The 18,838-nt window shown below is 50.9% G+C and carries 14 protein-coding genes; 11 read left to right on the top strand and 3 right to left on the bottom strand.

Features of this window, described 5'->3' with window-relative positions; translation table 11 throughout:
• The first annotated feature begins 255 nt into the window (after positions 1-255).
• Together iscB and ACLUXO_RS01595 are read left to right on the top strand one after the other, a co-directional pair.
• Positions 256-1,584 (top strand): RNA-guided endonuclease IscB, encoded by a 1,329-nt coding sequence (gene iscB, locus ACLUXO_RS01600; RefSeq protein ID WP_412136055.1) that lies wholly within the window; start codon positions 256-258, stop codon positions 1,582-1,584.
• 143 nt (positions 1,585-1,727) lie between these two features.
• On the top strand, positions 1,728-5,786 hold the full coding sequence (locus ACLUXO_RS01595; RefSeq protein WP_412136054.1) for an EAL domain-containing protein: 4,059 nt from the start codon (positions 1,728-1,730) through the stop codon (positions 5,784-5,786).
• 149 nt (positions 5,787-5,935) lie between these two features.
• Here ACLUXO_RS01595 and ACLUXO_RS01590 read toward each other — a convergent pair whose 3' ends face one another.
• Positions 5,936-7,309 (bottom strand): IS4 family transposase, encoded by a 1,374-nt coding sequence (locus tag ACLUXO_RS01590; protein WP_412136053.1) that lies wholly within the window; start codon positions 7,307-7,309, stop codon positions 5,936-5,938.
• Between the two features lie 163 nt (positions 7,310-7,472).
• Positions 7,473-8,372 carry a YitT family protein gene (locus ACLUXO_RS01585; RefSeq protein ID WP_412136052.1) on the bottom strand — a complete coding sequence of 300 codons (900 nt, stop codon included), beginning with the start codon at positions 8,370-8,372 and terminating at the stop codon, positions 7,473-7,475.
• A 74-nt stretch (positions 8,373-8,446) separates the two neighbouring features.
• On the opposite strand from ACLUXO_RS01585, the gene ACLUXO_RS01580 reads away from it, so the two are divergent.
• Positions 8,447-9,637, top strand: coding sequence for a CCA tRNA nucleotidyltransferase (locus ACLUXO_RS01580; RefSeq protein WP_412136051.1), 1,191 nt, complete (start codon positions 8,447-8,449; stop codon positions 9,635-9,637).
• Between the two features lie 26 nt (positions 9,638-9,663).
• Here ACLUXO_RS01580 and trhA read toward each other — a convergent pair whose 3' ends face one another.
• Positions 9,664-10,326 carry a PAQR family membrane homeostasis protein TrhA gene (gene trhA, locus ACLUXO_RS01575; protein ID WP_231548761.1) on the bottom strand — a complete coding sequence of 221 codons (663 nt, stop codon included), beginning with the start codon at positions 10,324-10,326 and terminating at the stop codon, positions 9,664-9,666.
• A 135-nt stretch (positions 10,327-10,461) separates the two neighbouring features.
• Here trhA and ACLUXO_RS01570 point away from each other — a divergent pair, with 135 nt between their 5' ends.
• From ACLUXO_RS01570 to xerC, 8 genes are all read left to right on the top strand, one after another.
• A complete protein-coding gene (locus ACLUXO_RS01570) occupies positions 10,462-11,307 on the top strand; it encodes a DegV family protein (protein ID WP_412136050.1) in 846 nt (281 codons plus the stop codon).
• A 3-nt stretch (positions 11,308-11,310) separates the two neighbouring features.
• Entirely contained in the window at positions 11,311-11,541 is a 231-nt protein-coding gene (locus ACLUXO_RS01565; protein WP_002880201.1) for a YozE family protein, read from the top strand.
• Between the two features lie 72 nt (positions 11,542-11,613).
• On the top strand, positions 11,614-12,471 hold the full coding sequence (ylqF, locus tag ACLUXO_RS01560) for a ribosome biogenesis GTPase YlqF (protein WP_412136049.1): 858 nt from the start codon (positions 11,614-11,616) through the stop codon (positions 12,469-12,471).
• Positions 12,461-13,231 carry a ribonuclease HII gene (locus ACLUXO_RS01555; protein ID WP_412136048.1) on the top strand — a complete coding sequence of 257 codons (771 nt, stop codon included), beginning with the start codon at positions 12,461-12,463 and terminating at the stop codon, positions 13,229-13,231. Before ylqF ends, ACLUXO_RS01555 begins: the two co-directional genes overlap by 11 nt.
• Positions 13,232-13,350: 119 nt before the next feature.
• A complete protein-coding gene (gene dprA, locus ACLUXO_RS01550; RefSeq protein WP_412136047.1) occupies positions 13,351-14,190 on the top strand; it encodes a DNA-processing protein DprA in 840 nt (279 codons plus the stop codon).
• 126 nt (positions 14,191-14,316) lie between these two features.
• Complete coding sequence (gene topA / locus ACLUXO_RS01545; protein ID WP_412136046.1) at positions 14,317-16,491, top strand: type I DNA topoisomerase; 2,175 nt, start codon at positions 14,317-14,319, stop codon at positions 16,489-16,491.
• Positions 16,492-16,622: 131 nt separating this feature from the next.
• Positions 16,623-17,942, top strand: a complete 1,320-nt coding sequence (gene trmFO, locus ACLUXO_RS01540; RefSeq protein ID WP_003615349.1) for a methylenetetrahydrofolate--tRNA-(uracil(54)-C(5))-methyltransferase (FADH(2)-oxidizing) TrmFO — start codon at positions 16,623-16,625, stop codon at positions 17,940-17,942.
• Positions 17,942-18,829, top strand: a complete 888-nt coding sequence (xerC, locus tag ACLUXO_RS01535; RefSeq protein WP_412136045.1) for a tyrosine recombinase XerC — start codon at positions 17,942-17,944, stop codon at positions 18,827-18,829. The genes trmFO and xerC overlap by 1 nt, the downstream gene beginning before the upstream one ends.
• The last annotated feature ends 9 nt before the right edge of the window (positions 18,830-18,838 follow it).

Below are 18,838 nucleotides of genomic sequence, written 5' to 3'. Positions count from 1 at the left end.
GCTGACTGGATAGAGGAACTACGTTATCCATGTCATCACACCCAAGGATGATGCCCAAGTCTTTGGCTCTGCGGCAGCTCTGTAAACAGTCATGAGGTTAACGTGACAGTCAACTGCGTTTGTCATGGCTCTTAGGAATCATGGCAAGCATGGATAACATTGTCGATGGGCAACAACGCAAATCCAAATTGGGTCTCCTGGTTTGGACGAGCGGCAGGAATCACTGTTTCCTGCATTACGGAAAAGGAGAACAACATGAAGCATGAAAATGCCAATCGGGTGTTTTTGCTCAACAGGGACGGCAAGCCGCTAATGCCATGCCGTCCAAGAAAGGCTAGGCTGCTTCTGAAAAGCGGCAAGGCATTCGTGGTCAAGAAATATCCGTTCACCATCCAGCTGAAATATGGCTCGTATGGCTATAAGCAGAAGGTAAGCCTTGGCGTAGACAATGGGCAGAGACATATCGGCTTTGCTGTGGTCAGTCAAAACAAGGTGCTGCACCAAAGCGAGGTAGAGCTTCGCCAAGACGTACACAAAAATCTGTACACCCGCAAGATCTACCGCAGAAGCAAAAGAAACCGCAAGACCCGCTATCGCCAAGCCCGCTTTTTAAACAGAGTGCATGGCAAGCGAGACGGCTTATGGCTTCCGCCGTCAATAAAAGGCAAGGTAAGCCATAACATTGCTTGGATCAAGCGCTATCTGGCTGTGTTACCAAATCCCGATCTTCACATCGAAGTAGGCAAGTTTGACATGGCCAAAATGGTTAACCCAGAAATTTCGGGCAAGCAGTATCAAGAAGGCTCATTGAAGGACTGGAAGAACTATGAGTATTACGTGCTGGCACGTGACGAGTACACCTGTCAGCTCTGTCATAAACATGGCGAAGGCGTAAAGCTCGTTGTCCACCATATTGTCTACCGCTCACAAGGCGGGACAAACCGGGTGGACAATCTAATAACGCTTTGCACGGACTGCCATACCACGAAGAACCACCAGCCAGGCGGCAAGCTCTACAAGTGGATGAAGGCAAAGAAGAAAATGACAAAGCAGCTGAAGGGTGCAACATTCATGAACATTCTGCGCAAGCGGATCATGACTGCCTTCCCAGAAGCAAGCTTTCAGTATGGTTCGCAAACCTACGTAGATCGTAAGAATCTTCTTTTGCCAAAAGGTCACTTCATGGATGCAATCGCAATCAGCGGGATTAGGGAAATCAATCAGATGCCAGATACGGTGACGATGATCAGCCAGTTCCGCAAGAAGAAGCGGTCACTTCACGAAGCAACTGCAAGAAAAGGCAGAAAGCAACCAAATACGTCATCCAAGCGTAATGAGAAGAATACGAAGTATGCACGTGGCATGTGGCTAAATGACTACGTTCGTGTGATAGGAAATCATGCCAAGGGCTATGTAAAAGGCTTTAAGTCGAACGGATATTACGTTTATCTAACAGACGGCTTAGGCAATTACGTACTAAGCAATGGCAAAAATTACATCAAAGGAAAGCAGTGCCGGCTGATCATGCATAACGGCAACTGGCAAAAAGCAGAGCAAAAGCTTTTGCTTTACGAATTTAAGTAAGAAAGAAGGGAGGCATGCAAGCCCTATTCCTCCACCCATTGAAATAGGTGGAATCCCGGGCTTGCCTGCCGTTGAAAATCATTGAAAACGATGATCTGACAAAGTTCTTGCGAAAGTCTTTTACTTATATCCGGGAGCCTTTTATGGTTCTGGAAACAAAGGAAAATAAAACGGCCATCGTCTACGCCAATAAGAAACTGCTGGACTTATTTGCCTGCAAAAATCTGCCTGAACTGACTAAATTTGCCTGGAAAAAGTTCTTCCCGCTTAACACTGGTTTGGAAGCTGATGATCATGCCGTGTTTGAACACATGACGGTTGAAGATGCCAAGGGGCAAGAACACCTGCTTAACGCTGAGGTCCGCAAGGCTGAAGTTGCCGGCCAGGAATTGCATCTGTGCTATTTTACGCCGATCAATATCAACCGGGACCTTTTGACCGGCCTGCTGGACCTGCGCTCTTTCCAAGAAGTCGGACAGAGTCGGACAGAGGACTGGATTAAAGAAGACGAGCATGTTTCGATCATTTCCTTTGACCTAGTAGGGATGAAAGATTATAACAACCAATACGGCTTTAAGCAGGGGGATGACCTGCTGCGTTTTGTGGCCGCTTGTCTTAAGGACAGTTTTGGTGACCAGGCCTGCACCCGGTCGGGAGAAGACCGCTTTTATGCCTACTGCCAGGAATATGGCCTGGAAGACCGGCTGCAGCGGCTGGTTGAACGGATCAGAAGCCGGCGGGAAGTCCGGATCGGGGTGGCCAACCTGGACCTGGCCAAAGTCGACTTTGACACTGCCTGCAACCAGGCTCGGGTAGCCTGTGAATCTTTGGAGGACCCTTATAAGTCCGGGATCGTCTACTATGATGAAAAACTGGACCAAAGACACCGCCTGCAAGAATATATCTTGAACCATATCGATGAAGCCTTGGAAAAAGGCTGGATTCAAGTCTACTTCCAGCCAGTCATCCGGACTTTGACTGATAAGGTCTGCAATCTGGAAGCTCTGAGCCGGTGGATTGACCCGCAGTTAGGGATGATTTCACCAGGCGTCTTTGTGCCAGTTCTTGAAGGAGCAAACCTGTCTTACAAGCTGGATCTCTTCGTCTTGAACTATGTGTCCAAAATGCTGGCCGACCGCTTTGAACAGGGCAAGCCAGTGGTTCCGGTCTCGATCAATATTTCCCGGTCAGACTTTACAGTGATTGACCCAGTCAAGGAAATAACCCAGACCGCCGACCGCTACCAGCTTAACCACCAGCTGCTCTGCATTGAAATTACGGAAACTGCCGTGATGAAGAGCCAGCAGGACATCGTGGAAGGGGTCGACCGCCTGCACAAGCTGGGCTTTGAAGTCTGGATGGACGACTTTGGCAGTGGCTACTCCTCCTTGAATGCCTTAAAGGATTTTGATTTCAATGAAATCAAAATTGACATGGCCTTCATGCGCAATTTCAACGACCGGTCGAAAAAAATCGTGACCAAGACCGTGGCCATGGCCAAGTCCTTGAAGATTCATACCTTGACCGAAGGGGTGGAAACCGCCGACCAGGTAGCCTTCTTAAAGAGCATCGGCTGCGAGCGGATCCAGGGCTTTTACTATGGCAAGCCCCAGCCGCTGCAGGACCTGGAAGTTAGTTTGGCCTTCAAGAAGCTGCCATTTGAAAGTGTTGAAGAAGCCCGGATGTACAGCCAGGTAGGCTTGATTGACGTGATGGCCTCTAAGCCTCTGGCCTTGTGCCGGTATGACGGCAAAGAATGCAGCTGCTTTTTTGAGAACAAGCTTTACAAGCAGATCTTAAGTGGGGTTAAGGATGCCAGGGCTTTTGTCAATAAAGACTGGCTCTTGGATTTGGCTGAAAACGCGATCGTCCACCACCAAAAGGAGACCCGGACGACGGTTTACGGCAACCGCTACTTCCAGATTTCCCTTTTACCGGTGGTTGAAGGCCGGAATGAATGTCTCTTGGAAATGACGATTGATGGGGCAATCGGGGAAATTGAAGACCGGGAATACGCTTTAAATTCTTCTTTAAAAAACATTCTGCCGATTTACAACCGCATCTATCTCCTAGACTTTGCTAAGGACAAATGGAACGTAATTACCAGTGACTCGCCGGGAGAAAAATCTGGCGTCCAGTTATCCGGAATCCAGAGCTTCCGCTATGACTATGGCTTAAGATGCGTGATGCACGACGACTTGTCCAGGTGGCGGGATTTGCTGGATTACCAGACTATCCAGGACCGGCTGGAGACCTTGGACAACAAGTGGTTTACGGTCAGCCTCAGAACCCAGGCCAAGTCCGGCAGCTATGCCTGGGCGGACTATACCCTGATCCACTACGAGGACCAGAAGTATCTGCTTTTAGTCAAAATTGACACCCAGATTGAAGAAAGCCAGCGCGAAGAGCTTTTGAAAAATATCATGAAGAGCCAGCAGCGCAGCTTAAACAATGCCTTTGATGACGTGGACAGCCAGGTTTGGCAGACAGTCATTACTCAAAGCAATCTGAAGCTCTTCTGGAAGGACGCGCAAAGACGTTTTGTCGGCGTCAGCCAGGCCTTTTTGGATTTCTACGGCTTTAAGAGTCAGAGTGAGTTGATCGGTAAAACTGATGACCAGATTGGCTGGCATGTCAATAATAAGCCTTTCAGAGACGATGAATTAGAAGTCCTGCAAACTGGCCGGCCAAGTCTTAATGCCAGCACGACCGCGATTATCGGCGGGACCTTGCACCAAATCCAGGCCTCCAAGTTCCCGATTTTTGAAAACGGTAAGGTAATCGGCCTGGTCGGCTGCTTTGACGACTTGAGCTTGAAGAAGAGCAAAAGCCATAAACCAATTAAGGCTAGGAACCTGGACTATCTGGCCAACTTCCTGGATGTCTCCAGCTTGGTGCCTGAACTGGCCCAGTTTGACTCAGCCTGGAAGCATGACAAGCAGAATTACACGGTTTGCTGGCTGGAAATCAGCAATTACAAACAGCTGCTGATGAAAAATGGCCAGCACTTCGGCCAGTTACTGGTTGAAGAATGCGCTAAGTTGCTCAGCCAGCAGATCAGCAAGAGCGCCATCATAGCCCGGATCGATGATGCAACTTTTGTCATTATCAGCAGTCTGTTGGCTAAAGAAGAGTGCCAGGCTGAAATTGACAAATTGCTTCAGCAATTATCAGCCATTAAGGAAATTGATGGCTTTAGCTGCCAGCTAAAGCCGATTGCTGGTCTCGCCCAAGGCAGCGAAGTAGCCAGTGGCCAGGAGGCGATCAACCTGGCCACCCGCCGCAGCAAGAGCCGGGCAGGTAAAACAGGTACTTTTAAGGCCTTTGATGAATATCTGGACTTGCCATTGCCGATGGTGGTCAATAAGCCCCTGCTCAATGCTCATGGCGATAAGGTGATCGATACGATAAATGTCTTTGCCAATGAACGATACTGCGAGTTAGCCGGTGTCAACAAGGGGCAGCTTTTTGGCGAACGATATAAGGATTATTTCATTAGCGATGAGGGCTGGATGACGACCAGCCTGCAAGCCTTGAAGGGGCATGCGGTCACTGGTCAGTGCTACCACCGGGCCCTGCGCAGCTGGGTCAATTACTATACCAAGGCCTCGACCATGCCAAACTGCGTGGTGACGGTCTTTGCCCTGGATGAAGGCGGTGAGTCGGAAATCAAGCGGATCGCAGCAACTGACGCGGAATTTTTCGAGGTCAACCAGCAGCTCCTAAATGACCGGAGATACTTCAGCTCGATGCAGAAAGCCCTGCGGGAGATCGGTGATGTTACCCTGGCTTCACACGCACTATTGCTAGAGCTAGGGGCAGACAGCTTCACGATTAATTACGAATGGGCCGCGCCTTATGTTGCGCCGCTCAATACGCAGCTGAAAAATATCAGCAAGCGTTTCTTGGAGCCGCTTGAACGCCTGCTGGCCCGGCAGAATTATTTAGACATTGCTGATGTTGCTAAATTTGCCGAGGAAGAGGCTGACTTTGCTGAACAAGGGGATTTCTGCGCCGAGAATGATATTGACCGCATCCTGCTAGTTCCGGTTAAGAATGACTTTGGTGAGATCCAAGCCTATTTGCTTCTGACTAATGTCTATGACAAGGGCGAAATTGATCCGGTCAGCCTCCTGCAGCACCTGGCGCCTGTCTTTAGCAAGAAGCTGCGGGCCGCGGCCCTTAGGATTAAGCAAGATTAAGGCACGAAAAAAGGAGTCACGCTGGTCAATGTCATTAAGTTAAGGCATTGACTTTGAACGGGGAACCGCTTTGAGACACTCATCTAAGTTAGGTGGGTGTCTTTTCTGCTTTTTGGGCATGACAAATAAGCAGTCGATTGACTATTTTTTTACGAAATTCGATAGTTTAAACTAACAGAACCTTGAAACCGTAAAGGTCTCGGATATTTTCGGCCTTTTCGGACTGGATGATGATACGCTTCTATTTCTTCGACCATCTGCTTTGAATTGCCTATCATGGGCGTTGTATAATAGCGGTGAACTATGTTGGCCGCCTCTTTAAAGTCTATCTCATGAGGCCATTTCCTGTGAGCATCAGCTACCCGGCAAAGGGATATGATTCTGTTGACCACGTTAAACATAATCAGTTGAGAGTACAACTCGATTTCTTGAAACGCTGGTTTTTTCGAATGAAAACATATTGCACCGAGATCATACTTTAGCTTGCGAAATGAGCTTTCAATATCCCAGCGCAGATGATACAGATTTCTCATTTCACTAAGCGGGAAGTCGCTCGGGCTTAGATTAGTAGCTAGTACTTCCCACTTGGTGCTTCCCGATTGTGGGTCGTTGATCTTAAGTTTAACGATTCTGCAGTGGACCGGACAAAAGCTTTCAAAATCCCAGTGCGCTGTACGGTACTTGGGTGAATATTTGTCCTTATAGCGACGATTCGGGGCGTTGATCTTGTGATACTCTGGATGAAGCTTCTTTTGCTTGGCGCTATTGGTGATGTTAAACGTCATCTCAAGATCACATTCTTGGTCGGGAAGAGCGCTGATTTCCCGAATAGCACTTTTACTTTGAGTTCTTAGACGGATAACATAGTTGCAGTTAGACAGTCGATTGCCTTGCTCGAAAAGATTGAAGGATTCATAGCCGCGGTCCATCAGTACGATATAGCGGTGTTGAAGTCTTAAGGTCTGAAGCATGTGTACAGCTGCACTGCGTTCATCCATACCCTTTCGTGATTGCAATAAACAGTCTAGGTAACAACAATTTGCGATATCGTAAAGGATATTGGCATGAATCAAGCAAGCACCTTTGGTCGTTAATTTATTATCGGCCGAAGGTTTTTTTCTTGTTTGAATATTGCATAGAAATGGTGAATGCTTATCATATGGCAAAGCAAAGTCACTACCATCGATTGCCAGCAGTCGATAGCCATGATACAAAGCAGGCTGTTTCAGAGTTGAATTGAACTCATACAGAATTACCTTGAACAATCTAGGGTTAACCTTAGATTTCTGCTGTTCGTAAGCCGATGCGGTCATTCGCTTAGAGGGCTTAGGAAATGCGTCAGCTAGCTCCTTGTTCAAGCAGTTTCCTTGCATGCCAAGAGTGGTCTTAATGAATGTCTTAGCATCCAGTTTTCTTTTACGCGTGAAGTCTTTGCTTGGATGATAAACAAAGTAATTGATGCATTCGGCAGCCTTATCCGTTACAGAATCAAGCTGTCTAAAGACTTGATGTTTCTTAGTCATGAGAATACGCCACCTTTGATAAAATTTCTAACCAAAGATAGCGTAAAGCGGTTTCAAAAATTAAGCAAAAAAACACTCATCAAATTCAGATGAGTGTTCTAAGACGTTCCCCGTTCAAAGTCAATGCCTTAACTTAATGACATTGTCACGCTGGTGACTCCTTTTACTTTCTGATAAATAAGCTTGGCGACTTGGTCTTGTAGCTGAAGCCTTCGCCCATAGCTTCATTGACGTCAAAGAAGATGATAAAGGCCTTAGGGTCTTCTTGCTTGACGATTTTCTTTAATTCCGGGATTTCCCTTGGTGACAGAACCAGGTAGATCATGTGGCGGGGGTCGCTGGAATAGCCGCCTTCAGCGTTAATGTAGGTGAAGCCTCGCTCTAAGCGCAGGTCAATCAGCTTGGCGATATTCTTGTAGTTCTGGGAAATGATGAAGACCCCTTTAGCCCGGGTCCCGCCTTCAGTAACCAGGGCCATGACCTTGGATAAAATGAAGCAGGAGACCATGGTGTAGCCGACATGGAAGAAGTCCAGGTAGGACAAAGAGCAGGCCAGGGCTAAGAAGTCCAGGGCCAGAAGGCCCTTGCTGGGCGTGATCCCGTATTTTTCCTGCAAGACCCGGGCGACAATATCGCTGCCCCCGGTGGTTCCGTTAAAGCGGAAGACCAGTCCCAGTCCCAGCCCCGACAAGCAGCCGGCCGTGACCGTGGCTAGGAAGGGGTCGTGATGGAGGGGAACTTGGTCTATAATAGACTGCAGGGTCCACATGCTTAAGAAGAAGGATAGGCAAAGGGTTCCCCAGACGGTATAAATCATGGCCCGCTTGCCCATATATTTAAAGCCTAGAAAGATCAAGGGAATGTTGATGATGAAGGTGCTGAGACCGGGGTTGACCCCCCAGAAGTGGCGGATGATCAGGGTGAAACCCGACAATCCCCCGTCGGCCAGCTTGTTGGGAATCGACACCATGTCCACGCTAAAGGCGTAGATGGCCGAGCCCAGGGCAATCATCAGGATATCGATCGTGTCACTAGTGGTCCATTTGAATTTTGGCTTGTTCATTTCGATACTCCTTTCTTAAATTATTCCCCATGCGTAATCAATTTTAGCAAAAAACAGTCGAGGTGGAGAAGAAGATGACTAATATTCGTATAACGGAAGTTTTTACCCAGGCCATGCCGGTCCTGGAAAAGTTGGAAGAAGCAGGCTTTGAAGCTTATTTTGTCGGCGGCTGCGTCCGCGATCTGCTCTTAGAGCGGCCGATTCATGACGTGGACATCGCGACCAGTGCCTACCCGGAAGAAGTCAAGGAGACTTTTGCCAAAAGTATCGACACTGGCATCCAGCACGGGACAGTGACCGTCCTTTATGGGGGATCCAGCTACGAAATCACGACTTTCAGAACGGAATCCGGCTACCAGGACTTCCGCCGGCCAGACAAGGTCACCTTCGTCCAGAACCTGGACGAGGACTTAAAGCGGCGGGACTTCACCATCAACGCTTTAGCCATGAACCGGCAAGGGGAGATCATTGACCTTTTTGACGGCTTAGGCGACTTGAAGCGGCGGGTAATCAAGGCTGTTGGCGTGGCTGAAGACCGCTTCCACGAGGACGCCTTGCGGATGATGCGGGCAGTCCGCTTCATGAGCCAGCTCTCTTTCAGCCTGGAAGAAAAGACCCGGCAGGCGATTATCGATAACCACGAGCTTTTAAGCAAGATTTCCGTGGAAAGAATCAGGGAGGAATTTGTCAAGCTGGCCTTGGGCAAGGACAGCCGGCAGGCTTTTAAGGACTTTTTGGAAACGGGCTTAAGCGAGGAATGCCCGGGTCTGGCCGGGAAAAAGGACCAGCTCTCTGTCTTTGCTGACCTTAAGGCCGGTCCGGATGACGAAGCAGTCTTTTGGAGCTTGATCGCTGTTTTAATCAACCTGCCGGCTGACAAGATTTCGCCATTCATGCGGGCCTGGAAGAACTCCAACGCCATGAACCAGCAAGTCAGACAGATCGTGGCCGCCTTTGACCTCTTGAGCCGGGGGGAAGAGAGCGATTTTGACCTCTTTGAAATCGGCCAGGAGAACCTGGAGGCGGCTTTAAAGCTAGCGGAGCTTTTGGGCCAGCCACTGCCTAGCCAGGTCCTGTTAGACCGCTATAACCGTCTGCCAATCAAGGAGGCAGGGGAACTGGCCATTGACGGCCAGTGGCTGATCAAGGGGGGGATTAAGCCTTCACCGGAACTGGGCCAGCTTTTGCGCAAAGCCCTTGAGGGCGTGGTCAGCGGCCAGGTAGAGAACAGCCAGGCGGCAATCGCGGAATTTTTGGCAATCTAAAAGGCGCTGGTCACCAGCGCCTTTTTTTAGACGTAAAATAAAACTGAAAAGAAAATCAAAATTGAGCCCAGCAAAACGAAGAAGTGCCAGATAACGTGGCTATATGGCAGGCCCCGCATGGAGAAGAAGAGGCAGCCAAAGGTGTAGGCAATCCCGCCTGAAACCAGGAGCCAAAAGCCGGTCGGCCCCAGGCTGAAATAAAGCTGGCTGCCGGCCAGGATCACCATCCAGCCCATGGCGATATAAAGGATGGTGTCGCCGATCACGTGCTTGCCCTGGTTGAAGATATAATAGAGGATCCCAAAGACCGTCAGGGCCCAGATGATGCCGAACATGACCCAGCCTTTAGCCCCGCCGATCGTGACCAGGGTATAAGGGGTATAAGAGCCGGCAATCGCGATAAAGATTGAAGAGTGGTCGAAGATCTGGAAGACCTTGTTTGCCTTGGTAAAGACCAGGCTGTGGTAGAGGGTCGAGAAGAGGTAAAGCAGGATCATGCAAGCCCCGTAGATGGCAAAAGTTGTCACTCTGAGGGCGCTGTGGCTGTGGGCGGCCCGGACCACCAAAATAACCAGGCCGGCGATTGAGAGGCCGAAGCCGATCCCGTGCACGACGGCTGAGAGAACATTATCAATGATATAGTAAGATTTAGGCCGGTCTTCGACCGGCTGCCAAGGATTGAAAGCCATATAAACTCCCTTTCAGTTTTGATCAATTAATTATAATTTTTAGCCGAAAATTTGCTATACTAAAGTCTGTATTAAGTCTAATTCTATCACAACTGAGAAGCTGATAGGATAATTTGGAAATTGAGGTCAGTTAAATTGTCTAAGATCAAGATCATGACGGATTCCTCAGTACAGCTGAGTCCGGAAGAAATTGAAAAATACGGTATTACGGTGGTGCCCCTGTCGGTGACAATCGACGGACATACCTACACGGATGGCGTTGACATTACCCGGGCCAACTTTATCCAAAAGATGGATGAGGCAGAGAAGCTGCCCAAGACCAGCCAGCCCCCGGTCGGCCTGTTCGTGGAGAGAATGGAAGAACTGACGGCTGACGGCAGTGAAGTCCTGGGGATTTTCATGGCCAAGACCCTGTCAGGGACGGTTGATTCCGCCCGCCAGGCCGCTGAAATGGTCGCCGGCAAGATCACGGTCATCGACTGCGGCTATACTGACCGCTCTCAAGGCTACTACTGCCTTGAGGCGGCCAAGGACGCGGAAGCGGGCAAGGAAATGGATGAAATCCTGGCGCACCTGGACCAGATCGGCAAGAATATGTACCTGGAAATGATGGTGCCCAACCTGCAGAACATTTTAGCCGGCGGCCGTTTGGGCAAGTGGGCCGGCCGGGTGGTTTCAGCCTTGAACTTCCACGTCGGCCTGACCATGAAAGAGGGCAGCTTAAACGTCCCTTACCGGGGCCGGGGAAAGAAATTCATCAAGAAGTTTGACGACATGCTGGTCGACCAGTTGAAAGAACTGGGTGACAAGGTCAAGTATGTCGGCATCTCCTATGTCGACACCAGAGACAAGATGGAAGAGCTCGCCCAGCGCTTCAAGGAAGTCAACCCGGACCTGGAGATCCTGGTCCAGGAAACCAGCCCGATCATCATCACCCACGCCGGCCATGAGGCCTACGCGGTCATGTTTTATACGGAGTAATATATGGCCTACCGACAAAGTTTTTACCAGTTTTTGATGACTTTGCGCGATCCGGATTCAAACGGCGACCTGGCCCAGTTTGCCAACAACGCCCAGTTTGACTCGACCTTTCCCAGACAGGAACAGGACCGGACCAGGCTGTCAGAATATCTGGAGGAAAATGCCGCTTACCTGCCCAGCATGACGATTTTTGACGATGCTTACCAGGCTTATGAAGAGAAAATGCAGTACTAGGATAATTTTTAGGATTCAGCGACAAACGAAAGGGAGCCCCGGCTTCCTTTTCTGCTGTTTTTGGGAGGAAAAATGACTAAAATTCAATGGTATCCAGGCCACATGAACAAGGCCAGGAATCAGCTGGAAGAAAAATTAAACTTGATTGACGTTGTTGTTGAAGTTTTGGACGCCCGGATTCCCAGCGCTTCCAGAAACCCGATGATCAGTGAACTGGTTGGCGACAAGCCCCACCTGATCGTTTTAAACAAGGCCGACCTGGCTGACCCGGTGATGACCAAGCTCTGGCAAAAGAAATTGCAGGGCCCCCGCACCTTGGTCATGGCCATGGATGCCCAGCACAACACCAATATGCAGGCCTTGATTACCTTAATCAAGAAGGCAGCCAGCGAAAAAGTCAAGAAGCTGGAAGAGAGAGGGGCCTCCAACCCGATCATCCGCATCTGCTTAGTCGGCGTGCCTAACTGCGGCAAGTCCACCATCATCAACCGCCTGGTTGGCCGCAATGTCGCCATTACCGGGGACCGGCCAGGGGTAACCAAGGGCCAGGCCTGGCTGAAGACCCAATATGGCATCCAGATCCTGGACACGCCGGGGATTCTCTGGCCAAAGTTTGAAGACCAGGACGTGGGCTACAAGCTGGCTGCTTTTGGGGCCATCAAGGACACGATTTTCCACGCTGACGACGTGGCCCTTTTTGTCATCTGCCAGCTGCGGCAATACTACCCGGCTTATCTGGCCAAGTTTGCCAACTGCACTAAGGACAAGCTGGAAAATATCGGTGACACTGACCTGCTTTTGGCCATGACCCAAAACAACGGGATGCGGGACGACTATGACCGCTTCTCCCTCTTCATGCTGCAGCGGTTAAGAAAGGGCAAGCTGGGCCGGATCAGCCTGGACCGGCCAAGTGCGAATAATGAAAATTAATGAAATTAAAGACCTGCTCAAAGCAGATTCAGTTTCTTCAACCATCCTGGCGGAATTAGCCAAAGACGACCGCAAGGGGGTCCAGAAGCTGCTGGAAAGCTACCAGCGCCGGCAGGAAAAGCTGGCTAAGCAGAAGGAAGAATTCTTGGGCCGTTTCAGTTACGAGAAGGATTTTTGGGCTAAAGGGCAGCTGGTAGCCGGGGTCGATGAAGTCGGCAGAGGTCCACTGGCTGGACCGGTTGTGGCAGCGGCCGTTGTCTTGCCGGAAGATTTTTCCTTATTGGAAGTCAATGACTCAAAGAAGCTGAGCCCGCAAAAGCGCCTGGCCCTTTATCCCAAGATCCTGCAAGAGGCTGTTGCCGTCGGCGTCGGGGTCATGGACAACCAGGTGATTGACCAGATCAATATTTATGAGGCTGACCGCCAGGCCATGAAGCAGGCCGTGGAAGCTTTGAGCACAAGGCCAGATGCTTTGCTGGTCGATGCCATGAACGTGCCGGTGGACTTGCCCCAGCTAGAATTGATCAAGGGGGATGCCAAGTCCAACTCAATTGCCGCGGCCTCAATCGTGGCCAAGGTCTTCAGAGACTCTTTGATGGACGATTACGCCCGTCTTTATCCAGATTATGCCTTTGACCATAATGCCGGCTATGGAACCAAGGACCACCTGGAAGCATTAAGAAAATACGGACCAACGCCGATTCACCGCCTGACCTTCAGTCCGGTGAGCGAAATGGTTGGACTGAAAAAGGCTGACTAGTTCAGTCTTTTTTCTTCTTCTCTTCTTTTTCTTTTTTCTTTTGGGCAAAAAAACAAAAAGATTGCAGAGATAAAGGAAAAAGTGGTCCTTTTGGCGTAATAGTAAGTGGAGGGAAAAAGATGAATAAAACCGAATTCTTACTGCGCCTAAAGCTGCAGAAGGGCCTCAGCTATCTCAAGATATTGCAGGTCATGCAGCAGATGCCCCCGGATGAGGACGTGGACCATGAATGGCTGAACTGCCTGGAACTGCCCGATGAGATCCTCTACCGGGTGGAGCGGGCCTTTTTAAGTGACCGCTACGAAAGTGCCATTGAAAACTTGCAAAGGAATTTCAAAATAATCAGTTTCTTTGACGATGCTTATCCCGTACGATTAAGAGAAATTTATCGGCCGCCGATTTTGCTTTTTGCCAAGGGGGACTTGTCCCTTTTGGAAAAAGAGGTGACGGTGATCGTGGGGTCAAGAACTCCCAGCTCATATTCCGGCAAGGTGATTGAGAACCTCATGCCGGTTTTGCTGAAGAAAAAGCAGGTGATTGCCAGCGGCCTGGCTAAGGGCGTTGATGCCCTGGCCCACCAGAATGCCTTGAATTTCGGCGGCAAGACCATCGCGGTTGTGGCTAATGGCCTAAATTATTTTTACCCCCGGGAAAATACGCTCTTGCAGCAGCAAATTGCCGCCCGGGGTCTCCTGCTTAGCGAATACCTGCCTGATACGCCGCCAAGGCCCTTCCGCTTTCCAGAACGCAACCGGATTTTGGCCGGGATTTGCAAGAACGTGATCGTGACTGAAGCCAAAGCCCATTCCGGTTCGTTGATTACGGCCAATTTGGCCCTGCAGGAAAACCGGAACGTATTTGCCGTCCCGGGTGCAATCACCAGCCCCTTGTCGGCCGGTACCAACCAGCTGATTTCAGCCGGAGCGACCCCGGTTATCGACAAGGAAATTGACCTGTGAAAGATTAAATTCTTGTAAAAATTGCCTGTCTGCTCCCTTAAGTTAATTTTCTTTTGGTTGACAATTCCGGAAATTATTTCTATATTGAAGAAGATTTAATTTCAAATTTAGTGAAAGGGGCATTTGATGCCTGCTACAGCAAAAGAAGACAAAAGCAAGAGCAGTAAAAAGACCACGGCTGCCAAGAAGAGCAGCCCGAAGCGGAAAAAGAGCAAGGTGAAAAAAGACCTGGTTATCGTGGAATCTCCAGCCAAGGCCCACACTATCGAGAAGTACCTGGGCCGGAAGTACCACGTAATCGCCTCTAAAGGGCACATCCGGGACTTGCCCAAGTCCCAGATGGGGGTCGACATTGACCACGACTACCAGCCAAAATACATCTCCATCCGGGGGAAAGGTGACACCATCAAGGAACTGAAGGCTGAAGCCAAGAAGGCCAACAAAGTCTACCTGGCTTCCGACCCCGACCGGGAAGGGGAAGCTATTGCCTGGCACGTGGCCCACGTTTTAGGCCTGGATGAAAAAGAAGCCAACCGGGTAACCTTTAACGAAGTTACCAAGGACGCGGTCAAGGATGCCTTCAACCACGCCCGGACCATCGATATGGACACGGTCAACGCCCAGCAGGCCCGCCGGGTTCTGGACCGCTTGGTCGGCTACTCTTTGTCGCCGATTCTCTGGTCCAAGGTCAAGAAGGGCCTGTCAGCCGGCCGGGTGCAGTCAGTTGCCTTGAAGCTGGTTATTGACCGGGAAAAGGAAATCAAGGCCTTCAAGCCGGTTGAATACTGGACGATTGATGCTGAATTCGCCAAGGGCAAGGACAAGTTCCAAGCGTCCTTTTACGGCGAAGACGGCAAAAAGACGGAATTGCCAAATAACGAGGCTGTCCAGAAGCTGCTGGCCAAGTTTGACAAGAAGCAGCCGTTTACGGTCAGCAAGGTAGTTAAAAGAGAAGTCCGCCGGCAGCCAGCCGCGCCGTTTACCACTTCCACCATGCAGCAGGAAGCCAACCGGCGGCTAAACTTCCGGACTTCAAAGACCATGAACATTGCCCAGCACCTGTATGAAGGGATCAGCCTGGGCAAGGAAGGCACGGTCGGTTTGATCACCTACATGAGAACCGACTCCAAGCGGATCTCACCAGTTGCCCGCCAGGAAGCAGCCCAGTTCATTGATGAGGAATACGGCAGCAACTTCGCGGTCAAGAAGGAGCGCCACTTCAAGAACCAAGGCGACGCTCAGGATGCCCACGAAGCTGTCCGGCCGACCAGTGTCTACCGGACACCGAAGTCCCTGGAAAAGGTTTTGACCAAGGATGAGCTCCGCCTTTACACCTTGATTTGGAGCCGTTTTGTGGCTAGTGAAATGACACCGGCCGTCTTTGACACGGTCCGCTACGACCTGACCCAAAATGGGGTGACCTTCAGAGCCAGCGGGTCAGTTATGAAGTTTGCCGGCTACACCAAGGTTTATGACAACCGGAGTGAAAAGAACGTGGCCCTGCCAGCCCTGGAAGAGGGCGACGAGGTCAAGCTGACCAAGTCAGACAACAAGCAGCACTTTACCCAGCCGCCGGCCCGCTATACTGAAGCCAGCCTGGTCCGGGCCCTGGAAGAAAACGGGGTTGGCCGGCCGTCAACTTACGCGCCGACCATCCAGAACATCCAGTCCCGGAACTATGTCAAGCTGGAAGGGCGGGCAATCGTGCCAACTGAACTGGGGGAAATCGTCGACGGCTTGGTTGAGCAGTTCTTCCCGGACATCACCAGCGTTGACTACACGGCCAAGCTGGAAGATGAACTCGATGAAGTCGAAGAAGGCAAGAAAGACTGGGTCAGTGTGGTTGACCAGTACTACAAGCCATTCTCCAAAGAACTGGAAAAGGCCGACAGCGAGATCCAGAAGATCCAGATCAAGGACCAGCCAGCTGGCTTTGACTGTGAAATCTGCGGGGCCCCGATGCTGGTCAAGATGGGCCGCTACGGCAAGTTCTACGGCTGCTCCCGTTTCCCGGACTGCCGCCACACCCAGACCATCGTCAAGAAGGTCGGCGTGACTTGTCCGAAGTGCGGGGAAGGCGAAGTTCTGGAAAAGAAGTCCAAGCGGGGCCGGAAGTTCTATGGCTGTTCCCGCTATCCAGACTGTGACTTTGTTTCCTGGGACAAGCCGATCAGCCGGGTCTGCCCGAACGACGGCCACTTCTTGGTCGAAAAGAAGCGCAAGGACGGCATGGTCGTCCTCTGCCCGAACGGCGACTACAAGGAAGAGCCAAGAGAAGAACAAGGCGAAGCAGCCGAATAAGTTGAAAGTTAAAGCAAAGATGTCACCAAGACCCTTGGTGGCATTTTTTGCTCAGAGCGTGCGATTAGGCAGGGAGAAGCTTTTTCGGTAAAATGATAAGTAGATAATTTTTAAGCGAAGGATTGAAGCAAATGACAGAAAAAGTTACGGTAATTGGCGCCGGTTTGGCCGGCAGCGAAGCAGCATGGCAGCTGGCTAAAAGAGGAATCAAGGTTGACTTGTACGAAATGCGGCCAAAGAAAATGACCCCGGCCCATGAAAGCGGCAATTTCGCCGAATTAGTCTGCACCAACTCCATGCGGTCCAACCAGCTTTCAAACGCTGTTGGCCTCTTGAAAGAAGAAATGCGGCAGATGGACTCCTTGATCATGCAAGCCGCTGATGCCTGCCAGGTGCCAGCCGGCGGGGCCTTAGCCGTTGACCGGGAGCTTTTCTCCAAGTATGTGACCGACAAATTGACCAGCCTGCCGGAAGTGACCATTCACGATGAAGAAATCACTGACCTGCCAAGTGAAGGCATCACCGTTATCGCGACCGGTCCTTTGACCAGCGATAGCCTGGCAGAAAAGATCCAGGACTTTGAAGGTACCGAAAGCCTCCACTTCTTCGACGCGGCCGCCCCAATCATCGCGGCTGACTCCATTGACATGGATATCGTTTACAAGAAGAGCCGGTATGACCGGGGCGAAGCCGCCTACCTCAACTGCCCGATGACCAAGGAAGAATACGACCGCTTTGCCAATGCCCTGGTTCACGCGGAAACTGCTGAAATGCACGGCTTTGAAAACAGCGAGGTCTTTGAAGGCTGCATGCCGATCGAAGTCATGGCGGCCCGGGGGGCCAAGACCATGCTCTTTGGTCCTTTAAAGCCAGTCGGCCTGGAGAACCCGAAGGACGGCAAGACTCCTTACGCTGTCGTCCAGCTCCGCCAGGACAACGCTGCTGCCTCCATGTACAATATCGTGGGCTTCCAGACCCACCTCAAGTACGGGGAACAAAAGCGGGTCTTCCAAATGATCCCTGGCCTGGAAAACGCCCGCTTCGTCCGCTACGGCAAGATGCACCGGAACACCTACATGGCCAGCCCGGAAGTTTTAAAGGCCAGCTATGAAGCTAAAAAGCGGCCGGGCCTCTTCTTTGCCGGCCAGATGACCGGGGTGGAAGGCTACGTGGAAAGTGCCGGCAGCGGCCTGGTCGCCGGGATTAACGCGGCTAGAGAAGCCCTGGGGCAAGAGACGGTTGAATTCCCGGTAACCACTGCCCTTGGCTCTATGGCTCACTACATCACGACCACTGATGCCAAGCACTTCCAGCCAATGAACGCCAGCTTTGCCTTGATTCCGGGCCTGGAGGGCAAGAAGATCAGAAACAAGCGCGAGCGTCACGAAAAGATCAGTGAACGGGGCCTGGCCGACCTGGCCGCCTTTAAGGCAGAGAAGCTGGCTGACTAATGACCCTTGAAGAGCAGTTTCTTTCCTACCTGAAAAACGAGCGCTCTTACAGCCCCAAAACCGTCCTGGCCTACCAAAAGGACCTGGCAGCAGCTAAGAAATTCTGGCAGGAAAACGGGGGCTTTCCGGGCTGGAAGCAAATTTCCCGCCGGGACCTGGAAATCTACCTGCAGGCAAGCGGGCAAAAGCTGGCCTCCAGCACTTTGTCCCGAAAATTATCCAGCCTTAAGTCTTTTTACCGCTTTTTGACCAGGCGGGGCTTGGTTAAAGCTGACCCGACTGTAGCTATTCAGCTTAGGCGGGGGGAGAAAAAGCTGCCGGAATTTTTTTACCAAGATGAAGTCGGCCAGGTTATCCGCTCGCTAAACGATGGTAAACCGTTAACAGTCCGCAACCGGGCAATTGTAGCGCTTTTTTACGCGACTGGGATGCGGCTGAGCGAACTGACTGACTTGAAAGAATCCCAGCTTGACCTGGAAAACGGCATGATTTTGGTGCACGGCAAGGGCAATAAGGACCGCTATGTCTTTTTTGACCAAGAGAGCAAAAAGTACTTGGAGGAATATCTGCAAGCGGCCCGGCCAAGTTTATTGAAAAATGAGCCAGATACCGGGGCAGTTTTTTTAAACAAGCTTGGCAGGCCAATTTCCAGCCGGGGGATTGCCAAAGCCGTCCAGCAAATTTTTCAAAAAGCAGGCTTGACGGCTGGCGCCCACCCCCATGAACTCCGCCACAGCTTCGCCACCGCCATGCTCAACAACGGGGCGGACCTCAGGAGCGTGCAGGAGCTCTTGGGCCATGAGGACTTGTCTACAACCCAGATCTATACTCATGTCAGCATGCAGCATCTCACGGCGGAATATCGCCAGCATTTTCCCCGAAAATGAGGAAAAGTG

Source organism: Lactobacillus delbrueckii subsp. bulgaricus, assembly GCF_046938665.1.
Taxonomy (GTDB): Bacteria; Bacillota; Bacilli; order Lactobacillales; family Lactobacillaceae; genus Lactobacillus; species Lactobacillus delbrueckii_C.
Note: the sequence above shows the minus strand (reverse complement) of the source record. Positions and strands in the feature narration are given on the sequence as shown.

Excerpts from the sequence above, each read along its gene's own strand:
- iscB (WP_412136055.1), top strand. The coding sequence starts at position 256 with ATGAAGCATGAAAATGCCAATCGGGTGTTTTTGCTCAACAGGGACGGC.
- ACLUXO_RS01595 (WP_412136054.1), top strand. The coding sequence starts at position 1,728 with ATGGTTCTGGAAACAAAGGAAAATAAAACGGCCATCGTCTACGCCAAT.
- ACLUXO_RS01590 (WP_412136053.1), bottom strand. The coding sequence starts at position 7,309 with ATGACTAAGAAACATCAAGTCTTTAGACAGCTTGATTCTGTAACGGAT.
- ACLUXO_RS01585 (WP_412136052.1), bottom strand. The coding sequence starts at position 8,372 with ATGAACAAGCCAAAATTCAAATGGACCACTAGTGACACGATCGATATC.
- ACLUXO_RS01580 (WP_412136051.1), top strand. The coding sequence starts at position 8,447 with ATGACTAATATTCGTATAACGGAAGTTTTTACCCAGGCCATGCCGGTC.
- trhA (WP_231548761.1), bottom strand. The coding sequence starts at position 10,326 with ATGGCTTTCAATCCTTGGCAGCCGGTCGAAGACCGGCCTAAATCTTAC.
- ACLUXO_RS01565 (WP_002880201.1), top strand. The coding sequence starts at position 11,311 with ATGGCCTACCGACAAAGTTTTTACCAGTTTTTGATGACTTTGCGCGAT.
- ylqF (WP_412136049.1), top strand. The coding sequence starts at position 11,614 with ATGACTAAAATTCAATGGTATCCAGGCCACATGAACAAGGCCAGGAAT.
- ACLUXO_RS01555 (WP_412136048.1), top strand. The coding sequence starts at position 12,461 with ATGAAAATTAATGAAATTAAAGACCTGCTCAAAGCAGATTCAGTTTCT.
- dprA (WP_412136047.1), top strand. The coding sequence starts at position 13,351 with ATGAATAAAACCGAATTCTTACTGCGCCTAAAGCTGCAGAAGGGCCTC.
- topA (WP_412136046.1), top strand. The coding sequence starts at position 14,317 with ATGCCTGCTACAGCAAAAGAAGACAAAAGCAAGAGCAGTAAAAAGACC.
- trmFO (WP_003615349.1), top strand. The coding sequence starts at position 16,623 with ATGACAGAAAAAGTTACGGTAATTGGCGCCGGTTTGGCCGGCAGCGAA.
- xerC (WP_412136045.1), top strand. The coding sequence starts at position 17,942 with ATGACCCTTGAAGAGCAGTTTCTTTCCTACCTGAAAAACGAGCGCTCT.